This is a genomic window from Burkholderia sp. Bp9099 (assembly GCF_003857805.1).
Lineage (GTDB): Bacteria > Pseudomonadota > Gammaproteobacteria > Burkholderiales > Burkholderiaceae > Burkholderia.
Map to the genome: position 1 here is coordinate 100,247 of NZ_QTPU01000007.1, position 21,857 is coordinate 122,103.

Here is a 21,857-nt window from a genome sequence, read left to right on the forward strand (position 1 = left end):
CGCGGCGCGGTTGCCTGCCGTTACTGCGCGGGCGTGTCGAGCTGCTTCTTCAGCGCGGCGAGGCGGTCCTCGACCGACGGGCCCTTGTTCAGCGCGGCGAGCTTGTCGTCGAGCGCCTTGCCGCTCGACGTGTCGGCCGAATTCAGGCGGGCGTCCGAACGCGCATTCTGCAGCGCGACCTTGTCCTCGAGCTTCTGGAAGTCCTCGGACAGGTTCTTGCCGCCGATGCCGCCCAACGCGCTTGCCGCGACATCCTTCGCCTGCGCGATTTCCTGCTTGGCCTGCAGGATGTTCGAGCGTGCGTTCAGGTCGTTGCGGCGCTGACGCATGTCGGCGATCTGCCCCTTCAGCTTGTCGACCGACGGCTCGAGCGTCGTCAGCTCGGCCGCGAGCGCATCGCGCTCGGCTTCGGCGTTCGACTGCGCGGCGAGCGCCTCGCGTGCGAGCGCTTCGTCGCCCGCCTGCAGCGCGCGCTTCGCGCCGTCCTCGTACTTCTTCACCTTGTCGTCGGCCGCATCGCGCTTGCTGCGCTGGGTCGCGACTTGTGCCTCGATCTCGATCAGCGAATTCTCGGCACGGCCGATGCTGTCGTCGAGCTCCCGCACGATCTGCCGTGCGTCGCGCGACGGATCCTGTACCGAGTCGGCCGCATCGTTCAGCAGGCCTTTGATCGTGCGCGAAACAGAGTCGAAAAGCGACATGAAATCCTCCGTGGTTGAAAGGTGCCGCGTCGGCGGCAATGCCCGTCGCGAATCGGTTCCGACCCGCGTGAGCCGGCGGATATTACACCGCCGGCCCCTTAAATACGGCTTAAGCGCTGGAGTTCAAGCGCCGTGCGTGTGCAGGTTTCCACCTTTCGCATCTGAAAGAAACGCCGCGGCGCGCACCGGGTCGCGAGTCCATGATAGGCGGAGCATGGCGCCAATACGTTCCGCAATTCATGCTTGTGCGGGAATTTTTACAAAAAATCGCGAAGCCGATCGGTCGATTTCATTAAAATGCGCTGTCACGTCGCGGGAACGGATCGCCGCGCGGCGGGGTCTGTCGACGTGACAGTTGCCACGATGCACCCACTCTGATTCATCCGCTTGCATTTTCCGCATGCGTCCGAGGGCGCCACGCCGCCCGCCATTCCGACATGCCAATCATCAAACGACCGTCTTCTCCTTCCGACCGGAACGAACCTCACTACACGTTGCGCCGTTCGCCGTCGGGGGCCTATTACCCCGATGACGACGAGCGCGGCGACGACCGGCGCGCGCAGCGCCGCGGCGGCGGGGACGGCGCGCGCCGCTCGTTCGGCTCGCGCGTCGCGCTGTGGTTCGTCGGCCTGATCGCGACGCTCGCGATCGTCGGTGCGCTGATCGTCGGCTACGCGCTCGTCGTGATGGCGCCGCAACTGCCGTCGCTCGATGCGCTGACCAACTACCAGCCGAAGGTGCCGCTGCGCGTGTTCAGCGCCGATCACGTGCTGATCGGCGAGTTCGGCGAGGAGCGCCGCAGCCTCGTGCGCTTCCAGGACATTCCCGACGTGATGAAGAAGGCGGTGCTCGCGATCGAGGACTACCGCTTCTACGAACACGGCGGCGTAGACTTCCTCGGCATCCTGCGCGCCGGCGTGGCCGACCTGATGCACGGTGGCGCGCGCCAGGGCGCGAGCACGATCACGATGCAGGTCGCGCGCAACTTCTTCCTGTCGAGCGAGAAGACGTATACGCGCAAGATCTACGAGATGCTGCTCGCGTACAAGATCGAGAAGGCGCTGACGAAGGACCAGATCCTCGAGCTGTACATGAACCAGATCTACCTGGGCCAGCGCTCGTACGGTTTCGCGGCCGCCGCGCGCGTGTATTTCGGCAAGGACCTGAAGGACATCACGCTCGCCGAGGCGGCGATGCTCGCGGGGCTGCCGAAGGCGCCGTCCGCGTACAACCCGGTCGTCAATCCGAAGCGCGCGAAGGTGCGCCAGGAGTACATCCTGAAGCGCATGCTCGAGATCGGCTACATCACGCAGCCGCAGTACGACCAGGCGGTGAAGGAAGAGATCCGCGTGCGCACGCCGGGCAACCAGTACGCGGTGCACGGCGAATACGTCGCCGAGATGGTGCGGCAGATGATGTACCAGCAGTACAAGGACGAAACCTATACGCGCGGGCTGACCGTCACGACGACGATCAACTCGGCCGACCAGGAAGCCGCGTACCAGGCCGTGCGCCGCGGCATTCTCGATTACGAGCGCCGCCACGGCTATCGCGGGCCGGAAGGCTCGATCAACTTGCCGGCGGCCGGCGACGATCGCGACGAGGCGATCGACGACGCGCTCGCCGATCACCCGGACAACGGCGACCTGCAGTCGGCGGTGGTGCTGTCGGCGTCGCCGAACGCGGTCGAGGTGCAGTTCGTCGGCGGCGCCACGACGACGATCGGCCCGGCCGGCCTGCGCTTCGTGTCGGCCGCGCTGAGCCCGCGCGCGAACGCGACGCTGCACATCAAGCCGGGCTCGATCGTGCGCGTGCTGAAGGACGGCAAGACGGGCTGGCAGATCGTGCAGCTGCCGCAGGTCGAAGGCGCGCTCGTCGCGATCGCGCCGCAGGACGGTGCGATCCGTTCGCTCGTCGGCGGCTTCGACTTCAACAAGAGCAAGTTCAACCACGTGACGCAGGCGTGGCGTCAGCCGGGTTCGTCGTTCAAGCCGTTCATTTATTCGGCGTCGCTCGACAAGGGCCTCGGGCCGGCGACGATCATCAACGATGCGCCGCTGTACTTCCCGCCGAGCGTGCCGGGCGGCACCGCGTGGGAACCGAAGGACGACGACCAGCCCGACGGCCCGATGTCGATGCGCACCGGCCTGCAGCGTTCGAAGAACCTCGTGTCGATCCGGATCCTCGCGTCGATCGGCACGCAGTACGCGCAGGAGTACGTGACGCAGCGCTTCGGCTTCGATCCGGCGAAGACGCCGCCGTACCTGCCGATGGCGCTCGGCGCCGGCCTCGTGACGCCGCTGCAGCTCGCGACCGGCTATGCGGTCTTCGCGAACGGCGGCTACAAGGTCGATCCGTACCTGATCGCCGAAGTCGACGACGCGCGCGGCCAGCCGCTGCAGAAATCGCAGCCGGTGATCGCCGGCGGCACCGCGCCGCGCACGATCGAAGGCCGCAACGCATACGTGATGAACAGCCTGCTGCACACGGTCGCGACGGCCGGTACGGGCGCGGGCACCAACGCGCTCGGCCGCAGCGACCTGCAGGGCAAGACGGGCACGACGAACGATGCGAAGGACGGCTGGTTCGCCGGCTACCAGCAGTCGCTCGTCGCGGTCGCGTGGATGGGCTTCGACCAGCCGAAGAGCCTCGGTAGCCGCGAATTCGGCGCGCAGCTCGCGTTGCCGATCTGGGTGAACTACATGCGCACCGCGCTGAACGGCGTGCCCGAGCAGCAGATGCCGATGCCGGACGGCCTGACCTCGATCGACGGCGAGCTGTACTACGCCGATCGCACGCCGGGCAACGGCTTCGTCGGCAGCGTGGACATCAACCCGGCCGCGAATGCGATCAGCGCGAACGACGCGCTCGGCTCGGCCGGCTCGGAGGGGCTCGCGCCGCCGCCCGTCACGCAGCAGGAGAAGCAGCAGATCATGGACATGTTCGAGAACAAGTAAGCGATACGCGGATGTGTCGCATGCGGCGGGCGCCTTCGGGCGCCCGTTTTTTTTATGTGTCTTCGCGCATCAGCCAGCGGGAGGACGAATCAGAACGACGCGCAGGCCGGTACGAGCGTGATGCCGACCGAGTCCTGCCGGAAGCGCTCGCGGTACGCGTGCCGGATCGCCACGAGCCGCGCGTGCGTATCGGCGGTGTCGTCGGCGACGATACGGACCACGAAACTCGCTTCGCCGATGATCCGGCCGGTGGCGCGGTCGCGCCATTGGCCGCGGGTGTCCCAGACCGTGAAACCGTCCGGAAAGCGCGGCGTGACGACCTCGGCGAGGAAGGCCGCGCGTTCCGTTTCGGTGACGGGGCCGCGTCCCGCGATATCGCGCCCGAACAGCAGGTCGGCCTGCAGCATCCGGTGCATGTCCGGCCGCAGACAGCCAACGGAAGCGTCGACGACGGGCGAGGGCGGGGCCGCGCAACCGGCAAGTAGCGCGACGGCTGCCGCGCCGATCATCTGCCGCGTACGACGTTGCCACGCCGCGGGCCATGCGTTCGGCGGCGCTATCTGCCTATTTCGCGTCCGGCGCGCTTCGCGCGCGTAAAACGCTGCGCGCTCAACCACTTGCGTGCTTGTCCGGCGGGTTATCAACAGGGCTGTCAACATAAACTGGGGATAACCCTGAGTATCGTGCGCGGGTTCAGTGCTGCAGTTTTGCGTGCGCGAGATGCATGCCGAGCGTCGCGGGATCGGTGTTCGTGCCCGACAGCAGCACGCCGACCCGCTTGCCCTGCAGCGTTTCGCGCAGCGGGCCGAGCAGCGCCGCGAGCGCAGCCGCGCACGCCGGTTCGACCGACAGCTTCAGTTGCGAGAACAGGAACAACATCGCCGCGCGCAGCGCGTCGTCGGACACCGTGACGATGCGGTCGACGTGGCGCCGGCACAGCTGGTAGCTGTACTCCTCGGTGTGCGGCGCCATCAGCGAGTCGGCGATGGTCTGCATCGCGCTCATCTGGATCGTGTGATTCGCCGCGAAGCTGCGGCTCATCGCGTCGGCGCCTTCCGGCTCGACGCCGTACACGTGCACGCGCGGATTCGCGAGCCGCAGCGCGGTCGCCATGCCGGCCGCGAGCCCGCCGCCGCCGATCGGCACGATCACCGCGTCGAGATCGGGCGTCTGCGTCGCCCATTCGTAGCCGAGCGTCGCGGTGCCGAGAATCGTGTGATAGCCATTGAACGGATGGATGAAGAAGCGACCTTCCTCGGCCTCGATCCGCCGCACGACGTCGAATGCCTGCGACGCGCTGCCGGCGAGCACGACTTCCGCGCGGTACTGCTTGCACTGCGCGATGCGCGCCGGGCTCGCGGTATGGAACATCACGACCTTCGCGCTGCTGCCGAGCCGCATCGCCGCATACGCGACGGCCGCCGCGTGATTGCCGGCCGACACGCACGTGACGCCGGCGTTCTTGCGCGCTTCGTCGAGGGCCAGCAGGTTCGTGAACGCACCGCGCGCCTTGAAGCTGCCGCTCACCTGCAGCAGCTCGAACTTGAAGTTGACGTGCGTGCCCTCGAGGGACGGCAGGTCGGCACGCTCGAACACGGGCGTGCGCGCGACCCACGGCGACAACGCGAAATGCTGCGCGGCGATTTCGTCGAGCGTCGGAATCGGTTCGCCGTCGATCGTCGTATGGGCAGTGCGCTGTTGGTCAGTCGACATGACGTGGCGGGTGGCGGGTGGCGGGAGGGGGCCGGCCCGCACACGCAGGCCGGCGTGGCGGGGGCAGTCAGTGTGCGTCGACCGACATGCTGCGGATGAACTTGCGCAGGAACTGCTCGCAGGCGGCGAGCTGCGCGAGCTCGACATACTCGTTCGGCTTGTGCGCCTGTTCGATGTTGCCGGGCCCGCAGACGATGCTCGGGATGCCCGCGCGCTCGAACAGGCCGGCTTCCGTGCCGTAGGCGACCTTGCGCTTGTCCTGGTCGGCCGTCAGCGCGCGCACCAGCTGCGTGATCGCTGCCTGTTCGGTCGCGTCGAGCCCGGGCGCCGCGGCGATCTTCGAGAACTCGATCGCCGCGTTCGGATGCTCGCGAAGCATCTGCGGCAGCAGCGTTTCCCGCGCATACGCTTCGATGCGCGCGAAGATCTGTTCGGGATCGAGCGTCGGCAGGTTGCGGAACTCGAAGTCGAACCGGCATTCGGCCGGGACCGTGTTGATCGCGTTGCCGCCCTGGATCGTGCTCGTCTGCGCGGTCGTGAACGGCACGTCGTACAGCGCGTCGAACGGGCCTTCGGCGCGAAAGCGCTCGGCGATGTCGCGGATGTGGCAGATGAGGCGCGCCGCATATTCGATCGCGTTCAGGCCCTTCGGCGTCAGCGACGAGTGCGCCGCGTGGCCGCGCACGCAGCAGCGGTACGCGTTGATGCCCTTGTGCGCGATGATCGGCCGCATGCTGGTCGGCTCGCCGACGATGCAGCCGGACGGCTTCACGCCGCGTTTGACCAGATCGGCGATCAGCAGCGGGGCGCCCGCGCAGCCGATTTCCTCGTCGTAGGACAGCGCGAAATGGATCGGCTTCGCGAGCTTCGTCGCCTGCATCTCCGGCAGCAGCGCGAGCGCCGCGCCGATGAAGCCCTTCATGTCGCACGTGCCGCGGCCGTACAGGCGGCCGTCGCGCAACTCCGGCTCGAACGGGTTGCTGTCCCACTGCTGGCCGTCGACCGGCACGACGTCGGTGTGCCCCGACAGCACGATGCCGCCGTCGGTCGAGCCGTCGTGCGCGGGCACGGTCGCGAACAGGTTGGCCCAGCCTTCGCGCGGATCGTGCGTGAGCGTCGACTGGATGCCCTTCGCGGCGAGCGCGTCGCGCACCGTTTCGATCAGGCCGAGGTTCGGCACGCGGCTCGTCGTGTCCATCGACACCAGCTGCTTGATCCAGGGCAGGCTGACGAGCGAGGCGTCGCCTTGGGTTGCGGCGGACGGCGCCGGCGCGTCGAGAGTGGACATGGCAAAACTCCGTCTGAGGAATGGGAAAATCATACTCAAAAACGCGCCGGCCCGCCTTCGCCGGCCGCGATGCGGTGCAGCATCGCGGCCGTGCCGTCAGCGTGCCGCGCTCGCCGCGTCGGCGCGCGGGGCGAGCGCGCGCAGCGTTTCCTTGATCGTCGACACGCGGATCGCGAGATCGGGCGAGCGCGTCTCGATGCGCAGCTTGTCCTGGCCCGCGAGCTTGATGTGCCGGTGCTTCTGCACCATCTCGATGATCCGCATCGGATCGATCGGCGGGTTCGGCTCGAACTGCAGCCCGATCGCGGCCTCGCTCGCGTCGATCTTGACGATGCCGAGCGGCTTCGCGGCGAGCCGCAGCCGGTGCGTCTCGACGAGCGCGTGCGCCTGCGGCGGCAGCTTGCCGAAGCGGTCGATCAGCTCTTCCTGGATGCCGTCGATCGCGTCGCCGTGCTCGCAGTTCGCGAGCCGCTTGTACAGCGACAGCCGCTCCTGCACGTCCACGCAGTAGTCGGCCGGCAGGATCGCGGGCGCATGCAGGTTGATTTCCGTCGTCGCGGCGAGCGGGGCCGTGAGGTCGGGCTCCTTGCCGTTCTTCAGCGCCTTCACGGCGTCGTTCAGCATGTCGGTATACAGCTGGAAGCCGATCTCGTGGATCTCGCCCGACTGCTTGTCGCCGAGCACCTCGCCGGTGCCGCGGATCTCGAGGTCGTGCATCGCGAGATAGAAGCCCGAACCGAGTTCCTCCATCTGCTGGATCGCCTCGAGGCGGCGTTGCGCCTGCTTGGTCAGCGACTGCGGGTCGTGGACCAGCAGGTATGCGTACGCCTGGTGGTGCGAACGGCCGACGCGGCCGCGCAACTGGTGAAGCTGCGCGAGGCCGAACTTGTCGGCGCGATGCATGATGATCGTGTTCGCGCTCGGCACGTCGATGCCGGTCTCGATGATCGTCGTGCACAGCAGCACGTTCGCGCGCTGCGCGACGAAATCGCGCATCACGCGTTCGAGCTCGCGCTCGTGCATCTGGCCGTGCGCGATCACGATCCGCGCTTCAGGCACGAGCTCCTCGAGCATCGCCTTGCGGTTCTCGATCGTCTCGACTTCGTTGTGCAGGAAATACACCTGGCCGCCGCGCTTCAGCTCGCGCAGCATCGCCTCGCGGATCACGCTTTCCTCCTCGCGGCGCACGAAGGTCTTGATCGCGAGCCGCTTCTGCGGCGCGGTCGCGATCACCGAGAAATCGCGCAAGCCCTCGAGCGCCATCCCGAGCGTGCGCGGGATCGGCGTCGCGGTCAGCGTCAGCACGTCGACTTCCGCGCGCAACGCCTTCAGCGCTTCCTTCTGGCGCACGCCGAAGCGGTGTTCCTCGTCGATGATCACGAGGCCGAGGCGCTTGAACTGCACGTCCGACGACAGCAGCTTGTGCGTGCCGATCACGATGTCGACGCTGCCTTCGTTGATCTGCGCGATCGCCGCGTTCACTTCCTTCGCGGTCTTGAAGCGCGACAGCTCGACGATGCGCACCGGCCAGTCGGCGAAGCGATCGGCGAAGGTCTGCGTGTGCTGCTCGGCGAGCAGCGTGGTCGGCGACAGCAGCGCGACCTGCTTGCCGCCCATCACCGCGATGAATGCGGCGCGCAGCGCGACCTCGGTCTTGCCGAAGCCGACGTCGCCGCACACGAGGCGGTCCATCGGCTTGCCGCTCGTCATGTCGCCGATCACGGCCGCGATCGCCGCGGCCTGGTCGGGCGTTTCCTCGAACCCGAAGCTTTCCGCGAACTTCACGTAGTCGCGCGGCTCGAGCGCGAACGCGTGACCTTCGCGGGCCGCGCGGCGCGCGTACAGGTTCAGCAGCTCGGCCGCCGTATCGCGGATCTGCTGCGCGGCCTTGCGCTTCGCGCGCTCCCACTGGCCCGAACCGAGCGCGTGCAGCGGCGCGCTGTCGGGATCGGCGCCGCTGTAGCGCGAGATCACGTGCAGCTGCGCGACCGGCACGTAGAGCTTGCTGTCGCCCGCGTATTCGAGATGCAGGAATTCGGTCTCGCCTTCGCCGAGATCCATCGACACGAGGCCCATGTAGCGGCCGATGCCGTGCTGCGCATGCACGACCGGATCGCCGACCTTCAGCTCCGACAGGTCGCGCACCATCGCGTCGACGTTGCTCGCCTGTTCCTGGCGGCGGCGCCCGGCGCGGCGGCCGAGCGCGCCGTACAGCTCGGTTTCGGTGACGATCGCGTAGCCTTCGCCCGGCACCGCGAAGCCGCTCGCGAGCGGCGCGACGCCGAGCGCGAAGGGCGCGTCGCTTTCGAGCCAGCCCGCGAAGTGGTCGTTCGACGCCGGACGCAGGCGATGCTCGGCGAGCAGTTGCAGGATCGTCTCGCGGCGGCCGGCCGATTCGACCGTCAGCAGCACGCGCTTGCCCGACGCTTCGACGAAGGTGCGCAGCGCGGCGAGCGGATCGTCCGCGTGGCGATCGACGGTGAGCTCGGGCAAGGCCGTCGCCCAGCCGCCGGCCGGCTGCGCGGGCAGCACGACGCGCGCGAACGGCTTCGCGAACGCGAAGAAATCCTCGTCGGACAGGAACAGCCGCTGCGGCTCCAGGATCGGCCGCTCGCGGTCGTGCGCGAGGAACGCATGACGCTGCTTCGTATCGGCCGTGAAGCGGCGGATCGACGCTTCGAGGTCGCCGGCGAACACGAGGTGCGCATCCTGCGGCAGGTAGTGAAACAGCGTGGCCGTCTCGTCGAAGAACAGCGGCAGGTAGTACTCGATGCCGGCCGACGGCACGCCGTTGCCGATGTCCTTGTAGATCGGCGCGCGGCTCGGGTCGCCTTCGAAGGTCTCGCGCCAGCGGCTGCGGAAGGCCGTGCGCGCCGCTTCGTCGAACGGAAACTCGCGGCCGGGCAGGAGGCGCACGTCGCGCACCGGATAGAGGCTGCGCTGCGTATCGGGATCGAACGCGCGGATCGAGTCGACCTGGTCGTCGAACAGGTCGATCCGGTACGGCAGCGGCGAGCCCATCGGGTACAGGTCGATCAGCGAGCCGCGCACGCAGTATTCGCCGGGCCGCACGACCTGGCTCACGTGCTCGTAGCCGGCCAGCGTGAGCTGCGCCTTCAGCTTCGCCTCGTCGAGCCGCTCGCCCTGCGCGAACGCGAACGTGTACGCGGCCATGAACGACGCGGGCGGCATCCGGTACAGCGCGGTGGTCGCGGGCACCAGCAGGATGTCGCAGCGGCCCTCGCCGAGGTCGTGCAGCGTCGCGAGCCGCTCGGAGACGAGATCCTGGTGCGGCGAGAACGTGTCGTACGGCAGCGTTTCCCAGTCCGGCAGCAGGCGCACGCGCGCCTCCGGCGAGAAGTAGCGGAGTTCCTGCGACAGCCGCTGCGCGTCGACCGCGTTCGCGCAGATCACCGCAAGGAGCGGGACCGCGTCGCGGTTGTCGGCGAGATAGCGGGCGATGGCGAGTGCGTCGGCGGAGCCGTGCGCGCCGTCGAAGGCGAACCGCTGGCCCGGCTTGACGCGGGCGACGGGCGAGGCGAACGGGGTGGAAGCGTTGTCTGGCATAGGGACGGCAGGGGTGGCGGGCACGGGCGCGACGCGGCGCGCCGGTCGAGACGAAAGACCTATTATAAAATCCGCTTCTCGATTTCATCTTTCCGGCGTTTCCCCTTCGTGACTCCCCGACTTTTCGCCCTGATTCCTTGCGCCGGCACGGGCAGCCGTTCCGGCTCGGCCGTGCCGAAGCAATACCGCACGCTGGCCGGCCGCGCGCTCCTGCATTACACGCTCGCCGCGTTCGACGCGTGCAGCGAATTCGCGCAGACGCTCGTCGTCCTCGCGCCCGACGACACGCACTTCGATGCGCGCCGCTTCGCGGGCCTGCGCTTCGCGGTGCGCCGCTGCGGCGGCGGCTCGCGGCAGGCGTCGGTGCTCAACGGGCTGCTCGAGCTGGCCGAATTCGGCGCGACCGAGCAGGACTGGGTGCTCGTGCACGACGCCGCGCGCCCTGGCATCACGCCGGCGCTGATCCGCACGCTGGTCGCGACGCTGAAGGACGACCCGGTCGGCGGCATCGTCGCGCTGCCGGTGGCCGATACGCTCAAGCGCGTGCCGGCCGGCGGCGACGCGATCGCGCGCACCGAGTCGCGCGACGCGCTGTGGCAGGCGCAGACGCCGCAGATGTTCCGCATCGGCATGCTGCGCGACGCGATCCTGCGCGCGCAGCGCGAAGGGCACGACCTGACCGACGAGGCCAGCGCGATCGAATGGGCCGGCCATACGCCGCGCGTCGTGCAGGGCAGCCTGCGCAACTTCAAGGTCACGTACCCGGAAGATTTCGCGCTCGCGGAAGCGATCCTCGCGCGCCCCGCGAACGCTTCCTGACTTTCACCTCATCTCAAACCGGATTACGCATGGACTTCAGAATCGGACAAGGCTACGACGTGCACCAGCTCGTCCCGGGGCGCCCCCTCATCATCGGCGGCGTGACGATTCCGTACGAGCGCGGCCTGCTCGGCCATTCGGACGCGGACGTGCTGCTGCACGCGATCACCGACGCGCTGTTCGGCGCGGCGGCGCTCGGCGACATCGGCCGCCATTTCTCCGACACCGACGCGGCGTTCAAGGGCGCGGACAGCCGCGTGCTGCTGCGCGAATGCGTCGCCCGCGTGAAGGCGGCCGGCTTCACGATCCAGAACGTCGACAGCACGGTGATCGCGCAGGCGCCGAAGCTCGCGCCGCACATCGACGGGATGCGCGCGAACCTCGCGGCCGATCTCGGCCTGCCGCTCGAGCGCGTGAACGTGAAGGCGAAGACCAACGAGAAGCTCGGCTACCTCGGCCGCGGCGAGGGCATCGAGGCGCAGGCCGCCGCGCTGCTGGTGAAGCAGGGCGCGTGAGCGCCCGACGCCGGTCCGAAGCGGCGCGCAGGTTGCGCCGCCGGAATGAAAAATGCCACGCGCTTGCGTGGCATTTTCGTTTTGCGGCGCGATCCGGCGCGCTTGACCGCCGTATCGCGCTGCCGTTCGCGTGGCTGCTTATTCGCCTTCGGCGGCGATCACCTGCGCGGCGGCGTTGATCACCGACGCGATGCGGCCGACGTCGCGCAGCTGCGTCGTCGACATCCCTTGCTCGTTCTTCAGCAGCGCGTAGTGCGACTTCACGCAGAAGTGGCACTTGCCGACGATCGACGCGGCGAGCGCGTACATCTCGAAGCGGCGCTTGTCGACGCCGCCGTGCGACGCATACGCGCCCATCCGCAGCTCGGCGCGCTGCGTCTTCAGGTCGGCATCGTCGGCCATCTCGACATACGGATACCAGGTGTTGTTCATCCCCATCAGCGCGGCCGCCGTCAGCACGGCGTTCGTCTCTTCGGGCGACAGCACGCCGGCTTCGCGGATCGTCTTCACGAGCACGGTACTCTTCGCCGCGACCGCCGCCGCCAGCGCGACGCCGACTGCATCGGTGCCTTCGAGCGACGAGCGCGAGATCGTGCCGTCGAGGTTCAGGCGAATGTCCTTCGCGTAGTCGGGGATACGTGCCTTAATCGAATCGATGAATTCCATTGATATCTCCTATGGGTTGGCCGTTAAAAAAGCCCGCAGGCAGGACGTGCGCCGCGGGCTTCGTGCATCGATGCGCTTACAGCGTTGCGCCGCCGACTGCACGGTTGCACGGGCACAGTTCGTCCGTTTGCAGGCCGTCCAGAATGCGCAGGACTTCTTCCGGGCTACGGCCGACGTTCAGGTTGTTCACCGAAACGTGCTGGATCGTGTTGTCCGGATCGACGATGAACGTTGCACGCAGGGCCACGCCGGCTTCCTTGTCGCGCACGCCGAGCTGGTCGATCAGCTCGCCCTTGACGTCGCCGAACGAGTAGTGGTTCAGCTTGTCGAGGTCCTTGTGCTCACGGCGCCATGCGAGCTTCACGAATTCGTTGTCCGAGCTGCCGCCGAGCAGGACGGCATCGCGCTCTTCGAACTGCTTCGTCAGCTTCGCGAACTCGACGATTTCCGTCGGGCACACGAACGTGAAATCCTTCGGATAGAAGTAGATGATCTTCCACTTGCCCGGGAACGACGCTTCGGTGACGGTCTCGAACGCCGACTGGCCGTTTTCCTCGTGATTGTTGAAGCCCGGCTTCGCGGCTACGACGGTGAATGCTTCGAGTTTATCGCCCACGGTTTTCATGCGGATACTCCTGTGTGAGTTGGGAAGAAGACTGAGTCAAGCTACCTCGGTGCTGCAACGTTGATGTGACAGCATGGGCACGACTATAACACTATTAATAAATCGCTTCAATAGTTTTTGGCTAACGATTCCCATAGTTTTTTTCAACCGCGCCGATAGTGTGACGCGCAAGAAGCGTGCGCGAACGCGTCACGCCGTCGCACGCGCCTTGCCGGCGCCGGGGAATTCGAGCGTGACTTCGAGGCCCGCTTCGGGGCTGCGGTTGCGCAGGCGCAGCGCGCCGCGATAGCGGCCGACGAGGCGCAGCACGATCGCCATGCCGAGCCCCGTGCCGTCCGCCTTGGTGCGCGCCGTGTCGACGCGGTAGAACGGCCGCATCACGAGCGGCAACTGGTCCTCGGGGATGCCCGGGCCCTCGTCGCTCACCGACAGCTCGACGCGCGCGTGCGTCACGCGCGTCTCGAGCGTGATGCGCGACACACCGTCGTCGCGGCTCTGGCCGTATTTGCGCGCGTTCTCGACGAGGTTGCCGATCACGCGGCGCATGTCGGTCTCGTCGGCTTCGATCACGGCGGTCGGCGCGAGCCGCGTGCGGATCTCGACGCCGTCCTCGCCCGACACGCGCGCGGCGACTTCGTGCGCGATCGACGACAGGTCGACCGGCTCCGGCTTGCGCTGGGTCGGACGCGCGTAGTCGATGAAGGCCGCGATGATGCGGTCCATCTGCTCGATGTCGTCGACCATCGCGTCCTTGGTCGCCTGGTCGGACGGGCTCATCTCGGTCTCGAGCCGCAGCCGCGCGAGCGGCGTGCGCAGGTCGTGCGAGATGCCCGCGAGCATCAGCGCGCGGTCGGCCTCGAGCTGTTCGAGGTCGCGCACCATCTGGTTGAAGCTGCGGTTGGTGTCGGCCGCGACGCCCATCCCGCGCTCGGGCAGCAGCTCGGGCGTCTGGCCCGAGCCGATCTGCCGCGCGGCGAGCGCGAGCCGCGAGAACGGCCGGTTCACGAGGCTCGTGATGAACGCCGAGCCGAACAGCGACAGCGCGAGCGCGAACAGGCCCCAGCCGGCCCACTGCAGGCCCGTGACGCTGTCGAGCTGGTCGCGGTCGAGCGCGACCCAGTAATCGTCGTCGTCGATCTTGAAGCTGATCCACACGCCCGGGATGTCGTTGACCGACTGCGCGATCACGGTATCGTCGCCGAGCCGGCTGCGGATGTCGTGTTCGATCAGGCGGTTCAGCGATTCGTCGGGCTGCAGCTTGAACTTGTCGGTCTTTTCGCGCGGGTACACGCGCACGCCCTCGTTGCTCTCGAGATCCTGCAGCAGCGCGCGCCGCAGATCGGGATCGGAATAGAGCAGGGCGGTGCGCGTGAGCTTCACGATCGCGACGAGCTGGAGCGCGACGCGCTGCGCGCGCGGCTCGCGCTCGATCACGCGAAAGCTCTGGAACCACGCGGCGAGACTGACCGAGATCAGCAGCGCGATCAGCAGGAAGGTGCGCCAGAACAGCCCGCCGAACGCGAGCTGCAGGAGGCGCCGGTCGATACGCATGGGACGGGCCGTGGACGGGCGAAACCGGAAAGAGAAAAGATCAGGCGGCGCCGTCCGGAATGAACACGTAGCCGAGGCCCCAGACGGTCTGGATGAAACGCGGGCTGCCCGGATCCGGTTCGATCAGCTTGCGCAGGCGCGAGATCTGCACGTCGAGGCTGCGGTCGAACACTTCGTATTCACGGCCGCGCGCGAGCTCCATCAGCTTTTCGCGCGACAGCGGCTGGCGCGGATGGCGCGCGAACACCTTCAGCACCGAGAATTCGCCGGTCGTCAGCGGAATTTCCTGGCCCGACTTCGTCAGCGTGCGCGTCGCGAGGTTCAGCGAGAACTCGCCGAACTCGAACACCTCGGTGGTTTCCGACGGTGCGCCAGGCAGTTCGGCCGGCGCCTGGCGGCGCAGCACCGCGTGAATGCGCGCGACGAGTTCGCGCGGGTTGAACGGTTTCGGCAGGTAGTCGTCGGCGCCCATCTCGAGGCCGACGATGCGGTCGACGTCCTCGCCCTTCGCGGTGAGCATGATGATCGGCGTGCGGTCGTTGCTGCCGCGCAGGCGGCGGCAGATCGACAGGCCGTCTTCACCCGGCAGCATCAGGTCGAGCACCAGCAGGTCGAAGCGCTCGCGCACCCAGAGCTTGTTCATCGCGGTCGCGTTCTCCGCGACGTACACGTTGAAACCCTGCTCGCCGAGATAGCGGCGCAGCAGATCGCGCAGGCGCGGGTCGTCGTCGACGACGAGAATCTTGGAGGGGTTTTTCGTTTCCATGAGCGGCATCTTATCGCGAATGGGAAATCACGCACGGTCGCGTATTTTCGCGCGTTACAGTCCGTTACAAAATTTACCCGTAGTGTCGCGCGGAGTAAAGGCAGGCTATAGAGATTCCTTTACTCGAAGCTGAAATTCGGTAGATACTCCCCTGCACTCCATCTTTCATCTTTGTACACCCGAATTCCGCAGGGTTTTTCAAGTACCAGAGGTAACCGGTTGCCGCGTGACGAAGGGAACAAATCGACCAAAGAAGCGAGGACGGTCATGCGATCTGCCCGGATTGCACTGATGCTGACGATCGCACTTGCCGGTCCATATGCGTCGAACTTCGCGTATGCGCAGCGCCCCGAGCAGGGCGCCTCGTCGCGCAAGCTGCCGCGCGGCAAAGCGCCGCAGCCCGACCGCGCCGCCGACACGGCGGTCCGTTCCGCCGTGCCTCCCGATCTCGATCAGCACCGTCGCGACGGGCACATGACGCCCGAGGAGCGCCACCTGCTGCGCCAGCACATCGAGGACGCCGTTCGCGAGCTGTACAAGCGCTGACACGCACGCGCGTTCGCACGGCGCGGAAAGATTCCGTAGCAATTTTTCGGTCAACTTTCGGATGCGTGCCGCCGTTGAACCGGCATCCGCACCGCCGGTGCGCTCCGGGAGTCCACGACGATGAAAGCGAACGCTGCCGCCCCGGCGCCGTCGCCTGCCATGCAGTCGCCGCTCGATGCCGACGACGCACTGTTTTTCCTCAGCCGCACCGGGTTCTCTCCCGCGCCCGCCGACGTCGCGCGCGTCGTCGGCATGACGCGCGCGCAGGTCGTGGCCGACACGCTCGACAGCGTGCGGCGCGAGCCCGTGACGACGTGGCCCGACTGGATCGCCGAGCTGCCGCCGACGCGCGCGCAGCGTCAGGCGCTGACGCCCGACATGCGCCGCGACGAGCAGCGCGAGCGCAATGTCCGCTACGATGCGCTGCGCGCCGCCTGGGTCAACGAGATGATCGTCACGCCGTCGCCGCTCACCGAGCGCATGACGCTGTTCTGGCACGGGCACTTCACGTCCGGGCAGGACAAGGTCCCGTATCCGCAGACGATGGCCGCGCAGAATGCATTGTTTCGGCGCGAGGCGCTCGGCAACTTCGGCACGCTGCTGCATGCGGTCGCGAAGGATCCGGCGATGCTCCAGTATCTCGACGGCGCGAGCAACCGCAAGGGCCGCCCGAACGAGAATTTCGCGCGCGAGGTGATGGAGCTGTTCACGCTCGGCGAAGGGCATTACTCGCAGCGGGACGTGACCGAAGCCGCGCGCGCGATGACCGGCTGGAGCGTCGATCCCGATACGCTGCGCTTCGAGGTGCGGCCCGACTGGCACGACGCGGGCGACAAGACGATCCTCGGCGAGACCGGCGCGTTCGACGGCGACGGGTTTCTCGACATCCTGTTGAAGCGGCCCGAGACGGCAAGCTTCATCGCCGGCAAGCTGTGGCACGAATTCGTGTCCGATACGCCCGACGCCGGCGCGCTCGATGCCGTGGCCGAGCGGTTTCGCGCCAGCGGCTACGACATACGCGCGGCGCTCGCCGCGCTCTGGTCGACCGACGCGTTCTGGGATCCGCGCAATCGCGGCGTGCTCGTGAAGTCGCCGGCCGAGTTCGTCGTCGGGTCGGTGCGGCTGTTCGACGTCGCGTACGGCGATCCGCAGACGCTCGCGAACACCGTGCGCACGCTCGGGCAGAACCTGTTCTATCCGCCGAACGTGAAGGGCTGGCCGGGCGGCGCGATGTGGATCAACAGCACCACGCTGCTGGCGCGCAAGCAGTTCGTCGAGCAGTTGTTCCGCGCGACCGAGACGGCCGGCATGCGCTCGCCCGCGCATGCGATGGCGCCGCCGTCGCCGAATGCGCGGGCGCAGGCGATACCGGTTGCGGACGCCGCGTCGGTTGCCGGCATGCGCGGCGCGCTGGTCAAACTCGCGCGCGGCGGCCTGCGATTCGACCTCGAACGCTGGCTCGCGCAGTATCGTGCGCGGCCGCAGGCGATTGCGGGATTGTCGACCGAGCTCCAGCTGCAGCATGCGGTGCTGCCGGTGTCGCCGGTCGCGGCGATCGATACGGACTCGACCGGCAGCGCGTATCTCGAGGCGCTACTGATGGATCCGGCCTATCAACTGAAATGACTGAAACGACCGAAACGACGACGAACAGGCACGCTGCCGCGGTGGCCATGCCGCACGGCGAGCCGAAGGATGCACGATGAACCGACGTGATTTTCTGACGCTGACGGGCGCCGCGGCCGCGGCGGGCGTGTCGTTGTGGCAGCCGCCCGCGCAGGCGGCATCGATGGTCGCGGTCAGGCGCCAGCCGGCGACCGGTTATGCGAACGTGCTGATCCTCGTCGAACTGAAGGGCGGCAACGACGGCCTCAACACGGTGGTGCCCTATGCGGATCCGCTCTACTACCAGTTCCGCCGCAGCATCGGCATCAAGCGCGACCAGGTGCTGCAGCTCGACGCGCAGACGGGGCTGCACCCGTCGCTCGCGCCGTTGATGCCGCTGTGGCGCGACGGACAGGTCGCGATCGTGCAGGGCGTCGGTTATCCGCAGCCGAACCTGTCGCATTTCCGCTCGATCGAGATCTGGGACACCGCGTCGCGCTCGGACCAGTACCTGCACGAAGGCTGGCTCACGCGCACGTTCGCGCAGGCGCCGGTGCCGCCCGGCTTCGCGGCGGACGGCGTCGTGCTCGGCAGTGCGGAGATGGGACCGCTCGCGAACGGCGCGCGCGCGATCGCGCTCGTCAATCCCGCGCAGTTCATCCGCGCGGCGCGGTTGGCCGAACCGTCGTCGCTGCGCGAACGGAACCCGGCGCTCGCGCACATCATCGAGGTCGAGAACGACATCGTGAAGGCGGCCGACCGGCTGCGCCCGCGCGGCGGGATGCGCGAGTTCAGGACGGCCTTTCCGGCCGGTACGTTCGGGACCTCGGTGAAGACCGCGATGCAGGTGCTCGCGGCATGCGAGGCGTCCGGGCCCGGCGCGCAGGACGGCGTCGCGGTGCTGCGGCTCACGCTCAACGGTTTCGATACGCACCAGAACCAGCCGGGGCAGCAGGCGGCGCTGCTCAGGCAGTTCGCGGAAGGGATGAGTGCGATGCGCGGCGCGCTGGTCGAGCTCGGGCGCTGGAACCAGACGCTCGTGATGACGTATGCGGAATTCGGGCGGCGCGTGCGCGAGAACCAGAGCAACGGCACCGATCACGGTACCGCCGCGCCGCATTTCGTGATGGGCGGCCGCGTGGCCGGCGGGCTGTACGGCGCGACGCCGGCACTCGGGCATCTCGACGGCAACGGCAACCTGCCGGTCGCCGTCGATTTCCGCCAGCTCTATGCGACCGTGCTCGGGCCGTGGTGGGGGCTCGATGCGACGCACGTGCTGCAGCAGCGCTTCGAGACGCTGCCGCTGCTGAAGGTGTGAGGCGGTCGTGCGTGACGGGGCGGATCAGCGGCCGCGTGCGGCGCGCCACGCGATCCACAGCTTGCGGATCGGCGTCAGCGCGATACGCTGGTGCAGCACCTGGTAGCCGTCGCGCTCGATTTCGTCGAGCAGCGCGCCGGCCAGTGCGATCTGCGCACGCAGCGTGCGTTGCGCGCGGCGTTCGGACGCGGGGATCGCCGCGTCGGCGGCGGCGAGCGCTTCGCGCGCGCGGGCCGTCTGAAACTGCAGCAGCTCGCTGAAGGCCGGGCTGTAGCGGCGATTCAGCAGGTCGGCGGCGGTCACGTTGTAGCGTTGCAGTTCGTCGATCGGCAGATAGATGCGGCCGTGGCGCGCATCGTTGCCGAGTTCCTGCACGAATTGCGCGAGCATCAGCGCGTGGCCGGCCTGCGCGGCCCACGGTTGCGGTTCGGCCGGATTCGCGGCGCTTGCGCGCGCGACCAGCGACGCAAAGGTGCCGCCGACCTGCGCGATGTAGCGCTGCAGGTTCGCGAAATCCAGGTAACGCGCCTGTTCCAGATCCATCCCGTAACCGTTGACGAGCGTGCGCAGCGCGTTGGTTTCTGCGCCGATCGCCGGGTGGTGCTGCGCGAGCGCCTTCGTGACCGGGTGCGACGGTTCGCCGGCGGCGAGCGCCGCGAGTTCCTTGTGCCACCACGCGAGTTTCGTGTGTCCGACGGTCGGATCGCTGGTTTCCTTGACGGTTTCCTCGAGTTCGCGGCGCAGCGCGAACAGGGCCGTCAGGCGCGGTGCGGCGGCGAGCGGCGCCTGGCGCAGCGCGTAGTAGACGCTGGAGCCCGCGGGGGCGGCCTTTTGCTGACAGTAGTCGTCGAAGTTCACGGGTGGGGTCGTGGCGGAGGCGGGTTCGGGGGGGCGCGTGCCGGCGCGTGGCCGGCACGTCGAGCGCGGCATTCTAGCACCGCTGTCCGACGGGCGCCGGCGGGGCGAGACAATGCTGCGCGGATCGGGTAGAATCTCGCGCTCGCCTGATCGGGCGTGCCGGTTTTCGGGTTTTCGGGCCGGCATGACGCCCGGGCGCGTGGAGCACGCTTCTTGCGTGCCGCGCGGTCAGGCGACAGGAATGCGCGTGAGTGGCGAAATTGGTAGACGCACCAGGTTTAGGTCCTGACGCCCGCAAGGGTGTGCCGGTTCGAGTCCGGCCTCACGCACCATGAAGTCGAACGGGCTCCGCCCAGGACCGTTCAAAAAAAGCGCTGCCGGTCGGCTGACCGGCAGCGCTTTTTTGTTGATGACGATTTTCGCCGATACACGGCTCCTGTCCAGCGCACGGGAATTCGGGTCGCGTAGCGCGTATCATCTCTTCATTACAGTTCCCGTACGCAGTGCTCCCTGCCGAGGATCGTCCATGAAGAAGAACATCGCACACACATCGATTGCCGTACTCACGCTCGCGCTGGCCGTACCGGCATCTGCCACGACGGCCGCCGACAACGTCGCGTGGAGCGCCAGGTCCGTGCAGACCGGCGCAGCCTCCCCGGAGTGTTCGGCCTATTCGGGCCGGCTGATTTCGAGCGGGGTGTCGCTGTCGGGCGAAACCGTCCTGAAATCGATCGGCACGGCGCTGCTCGGTTCCGCACTGGGTTTCGCCAGCGGGTATCAGGGCGCGGTTCCCAACCCGTGTCGGCACGCGGGCTTGTGAGCGGCCGGGAGCGGACCGCCAATATTGCTACCGCATTTGATGAAAGGCGCCGCGCGTCGACCGACCGCGGCGCTTTGTCGTTCGGCGCGCGCCTAGTCCCAGAAACTCCGCACCGCGACCGCCACGATCACCGGCACCGAAAACACCAGCGGAATCGCGAAATACTGCGCTTCGCGATCGACGATCCAGCTATAGATCAACCACGCGACGCCGATCGCGAACGTGACGAGGCCGACCAGCACCGCGGCGATATTCAGGGCGAGCTTCGAAGGCTGGCGGCGCGCTTTGTCGTTGGTGTCGGGTTCGCGCGGAGACGATTTCATCTGAAGAGGGGCCCGGGCCTGGCAGGTATAAAAGCACAGGAAACCCCATCCGCACCGATCGCGCAAGGGCCGGCCCCATCTCGTTGGTGAGCGCGCGTTACAACCCGAACGACGCGGCCAGTTCGTCGAGCAGCTCGCGCTGGAACGTGACGAACCGCTCGCCCGGCTGCTGCGCGATCGCGAGGTCGAGCATCGGATCGGCGACCTCGGTGCGGATGCCGGCCAGTTCCTCGACGATCGCGAGTCCGCAGAACGGCACGTAAGCCTCCGAATAGCCGCCTTCGTGCACGATCACGAGCCGTCCGCCGCAGTGGCGCCGTGCCGCCTCCTTCACCGCCCGCGTCATGTACCGGTAACTGTCGGTATGCAACTGCATGCGCGCGAGCGGGTCGACCGCGCTGGCATCGAGACCGCTCGCGACGACGATCAGCTCCGGCCGGAACCGTTCCAGCGCCGGCAGCACGATCCGCTCGAACGCATGGCGATACGCGTCGTCGCCGCTGCCCGCGAGCAGCGGCACGTTCAGGTTCGCGCCGACGCCCGCGCCTTCGCCGCGCTCGTCGCCGCCGCTGTAGCCGGGCGGAAAGCAGCGGTCCTGGTGCAGCGAGATCGTCAGCGTGTCCGGATCGTCGTAGTAGATCGACTGCGTGCCGTTGCCGTGATGCACGTCCCAGTCGATCACCGCGACGCGCTCGATCGCATGCTTCGCGCGCGCGGCCTCGATCGCGATCGGGATGTTCGCGAGCAGGCAGAAGCCCATCGGGCGATCGCGCAGGCAGTGATGGCCGGGCGGGCGCGACAGCGAGAACGCGTTGGCCGCATGCCCGCCGACGACCGTGTCGACTGCCGCGATCGCGAGGCCGGCGGACAGCGCGGCGATCTCGTAGCTCCCTTTGCCGAACGGCGCGAGATCGCCGAGGTCGCCGCCGTTCGCATCGCTGAGCGCGCGGAACGCGTCGAGATAGCTCGCCGGATGAATCCGCAGCAGATCGCCGGTGGTGGCCGGCGCGGCACCGCGCAGGTCGAGGTGAGCGGCAAGGCCCGACGCCTGCACGAGCGACAGGAAGCGGCGCTTCGAATCGGGCGATTCCGCGTAGCCGGTGCTCGATGGCGGCTGGACCCAGCCGCCGACCGGGAAGAACAGCGCGTGCGTGCCGCCGGTGTGCCAGAACGTGCGTTCGTCGGTGAAGAAGGCAGTGCGATTCATGGATGTGCTTGA

At 67.8% G+C, this 21,857-nt stretch carries 19 protein-coding genes and 1 tRNA gene; 8 read left to right on the forward strand and 12 right to left on the reverse strand.

The window, feature by feature from the left end; translation table 11 throughout:
- Window positions 1-20: 20 nt before the first annotated feature.
- Window positions 21-701, reverse strand: coding sequence for a PspA/IM30 family protein (locus DIE17_RS09640; RefSeq protein WP_044843730.1), 681 nt, complete (start codon window positions 699-701; stop codon window positions 21-23).
- Between the two features lie 437 nt (window positions 702-1,138).
- On the opposite strand from DIE17_RS09640, the gene DIE17_RS09645 reads away from it, so the two are divergent.
- Window positions 1,139-3,658, forward strand: a complete 2,520-nt coding sequence (locus DIE17_RS09645) for a penicillin-binding protein 1A (protein WP_124486218.1) — start codon at window positions 1,139-1,141, stop codon at window positions 3,656-3,658.
- 89 nt (window positions 3,659-3,747) lie between these two features.
- On the opposite strand, the gene DIE17_RS09650 is transcribed toward DIE17_RS09645, so the two are convergent.
- The 4 genes from DIE17_RS09650 to mfd form a co-directional block, all read right to left on the reverse strand.
- The gene (locus DIE17_RS09650) at window positions 3,748-4,167 is read right to left on the reverse strand and encodes a DUF3574 domain-containing protein (RefSeq protein WP_124486314.1); all 420 of its coding nucleotides are present in this window, start codon (window positions 4,165-4,167) and stop codon (window positions 3,748-3,750) included.
- A 184-nt stretch (window positions 4,168-4,351) separates the two neighbouring features.
- Window positions 4,352-5,371 carry a threonine/serine dehydratase gene (locus DIE17_RS09655; protein ID WP_044843727.1) on the reverse strand — a complete coding sequence of 340 codons (1,020 nt, stop codon included), beginning with the start codon at window positions 5,369-5,371 and terminating at the stop codon, window positions 4,352-4,354.
- Between the two features lie 67 nt (window positions 5,372-5,438).
- Window positions 5,439-6,659 (reverse strand): acetylornithine deacetylase, encoded by a 1,221-nt coding sequence (gene argE / locus DIE17_RS09660; RefSeq protein ID WP_124520045.1) that lies wholly within the window; start codon window positions 6,657-6,659, stop codon window positions 5,439-5,441.
- A 96-nt stretch (window positions 6,660-6,755) separates the two neighbouring features.
- Window positions 6,756-10,226, reverse strand: a complete 3,471-nt coding sequence (gene mfd, locus DIE17_RS09665; protein ID WP_124486220.1) for a transcription-repair coupling factor — start codon at window positions 10,224-10,226, stop codon at window positions 6,756-6,758.
- Window positions 10,227-10,334: 108 nt separating this feature from the next.
- Between mfd and ispD the strand changes: the two genes are divergently transcribed.
- Window positions 10,335-11,045 carry a 2-C-methyl-D-erythritol 4-phosphate cytidylyltransferase gene (gene ispD / locus DIE17_RS09670; RefSeq protein ID WP_124486221.1) on the forward strand — a complete coding sequence of 237 codons (711 nt, stop codon included), beginning with the start codon at window positions 10,335-10,337 and terminating at the stop codon, window positions 11,043-11,045.
- 29 nt (window positions 11,046-11,074) lie between these two features.
- Window positions 11,075-11,560, forward strand: coding sequence for a 2-C-methyl-D-erythritol 2,4-cyclodiphosphate synthase (ispF, locus tag DIE17_RS09675; RefSeq protein ID WP_044843723.1), 486 nt, complete (start codon window positions 11,075-11,077; stop codon window positions 11,558-11,560).
- A 138-nt stretch (window positions 11,561-11,698) separates the two neighbouring features.
- On the opposite strand, the gene DIE17_RS09680 is transcribed toward ispF, so the two are convergent.
- The 4 genes from DIE17_RS09680 to ompR all read right to left on the reverse strand — a co-directional run bounded on the left by DIE17_RS09680 (window position 11,699) and on the right by ompR (window position 15,177).
- Complete coding sequence (locus DIE17_RS09680) at window positions 11,699-12,226, reverse strand: carboxymuconolactone decarboxylase family protein (RefSeq protein ID WP_124520047.1); 528 nt, start codon at window positions 12,224-12,226, stop codon at window positions 11,699-11,701.
- Between the two features lie 76 nt (window positions 12,227-12,302).
- Window positions 12,303-12,851: a peroxiredoxin gene (locus DIE17_RS09685; RefSeq protein WP_006478563.1), complete on the reverse strand. Its 549-nt coding sequence runs from the start codon at window positions 12,849-12,851 to the stop codon at window positions 12,303-12,305.
- 189 nt (window positions 12,852-13,040) lie between these two features.
- A complete protein-coding gene (locus tag DIE17_RS09690; RefSeq protein ID WP_044843721.1) occupies window positions 13,041-14,402 on the reverse strand; it encodes an ATP-binding protein in 1,362 nt (453 codons plus the stop codon).
- A gap of 40 nt (window positions 14,403-14,442) precedes the next feature.
- Entirely contained in the window at window positions 14,443-15,177 is a 735-nt protein-coding gene (gene ompR, locus DIE17_RS09695; RefSeq protein WP_004192636.1) for a two-component system response regulator OmpR, read from the reverse strand.
- 258 nt (window positions 15,178-15,435) lie between these two features.
- Here ompR and DIE17_RS09700 point away from each other — a divergent pair, with 258 nt between their 5' ends.
- The 3 genes from DIE17_RS09700 (at window position 15,436) to DIE17_RS09710 (ending at window position 18,637) form a co-directional block, all read left to right on the forward strand.
- Window positions 15,436-15,714: a hypothetical protein gene (locus DIE17_RS09700; RefSeq protein WP_124486222.1), complete on the forward strand. Its 279-nt coding sequence runs from the start codon at window positions 15,436-15,438 to the stop codon at window positions 15,712-15,714.
- A gap of 120 nt (window positions 15,715-15,834) precedes the next feature.
- On the forward strand, window positions 15,835-17,340 hold the full coding sequence (locus tag DIE17_RS09705) for a DUF1800 family protein (protein ID WP_124520049.1): 1,506 nt from the start codon (window positions 15,835-15,837) through the stop codon (window positions 17,338-17,340).
- A 76-nt stretch (window positions 17,341-17,416) separates the two neighbouring features.
- Window positions 17,417-18,637 carry a DUF1501 domain-containing protein gene (locus DIE17_RS09710; protein ID WP_124486224.1) on the forward strand — a complete coding sequence of 407 codons (1,221 nt, stop codon included), beginning with the start codon at window positions 17,417-17,419 and terminating at the stop codon, window positions 18,635-18,637.
- A 24-nt stretch (window positions 18,638-18,661) separates the two neighbouring features.
- Here the strand turns inward: DIE17_RS09710 and hpnD are convergent, their stop codons facing one another.
- Complete coding sequence (gene hpnD / locus DIE17_RS09715) at window positions 18,662-19,495, reverse strand: presqualene diphosphate synthase HpnD (RefSeq protein ID WP_124520051.1); 834 nt, start codon at window positions 19,493-19,495, stop codon at window positions 18,662-18,664.
- Between the two features lie 245 nt (window positions 19,496-19,740).
- On the opposite strand from hpnD, the gene DIE17_RS09720 reads away from it, so the two are divergent.
- Window positions 19,741-19,827, forward strand: a tRNA-Leu gene (locus tag DIE17_RS09720).
- A 194-nt stretch (window positions 19,828-20,021) separates the two neighbouring features.
- Window positions 20,022-20,315, forward strand: a complete 294-nt coding sequence (locus DIE17_RS09725; protein WP_124520053.1) for a hypothetical protein — start codon at window positions 20,022-20,024, stop codon at window positions 20,313-20,315.
- A 92-nt stretch (window positions 20,316-20,407) separates the two neighbouring features.
- On the opposite strand, the gene DIE17_RS09730 is transcribed toward DIE17_RS09725, so the two are convergent.
- Both DIE17_RS09730 and DIE17_RS09735 read right to left on the reverse strand, forming a co-directional pair.
- The gene (locus tag DIE17_RS09730; protein ID WP_044843684.1) at window positions 20,408-20,638 is read right to left on the reverse strand and encodes a hypothetical protein; all 231 of its coding nucleotides are present in this window, start codon (window positions 20,636-20,638) and stop codon (window positions 20,408-20,410) included.
- A 97-nt stretch (window positions 20,639-20,735) separates the two neighbouring features.
- Window positions 20,736-21,845, reverse strand: coding sequence for a class II histone deacetylase (locus tag DIE17_RS09735; protein ID WP_124520055.1), 1,110 nt, complete (start codon window positions 21,843-21,845; stop codon window positions 20,736-20,738).
- Window positions 21,846-21,857 lie beyond the last annotated feature (12 nt).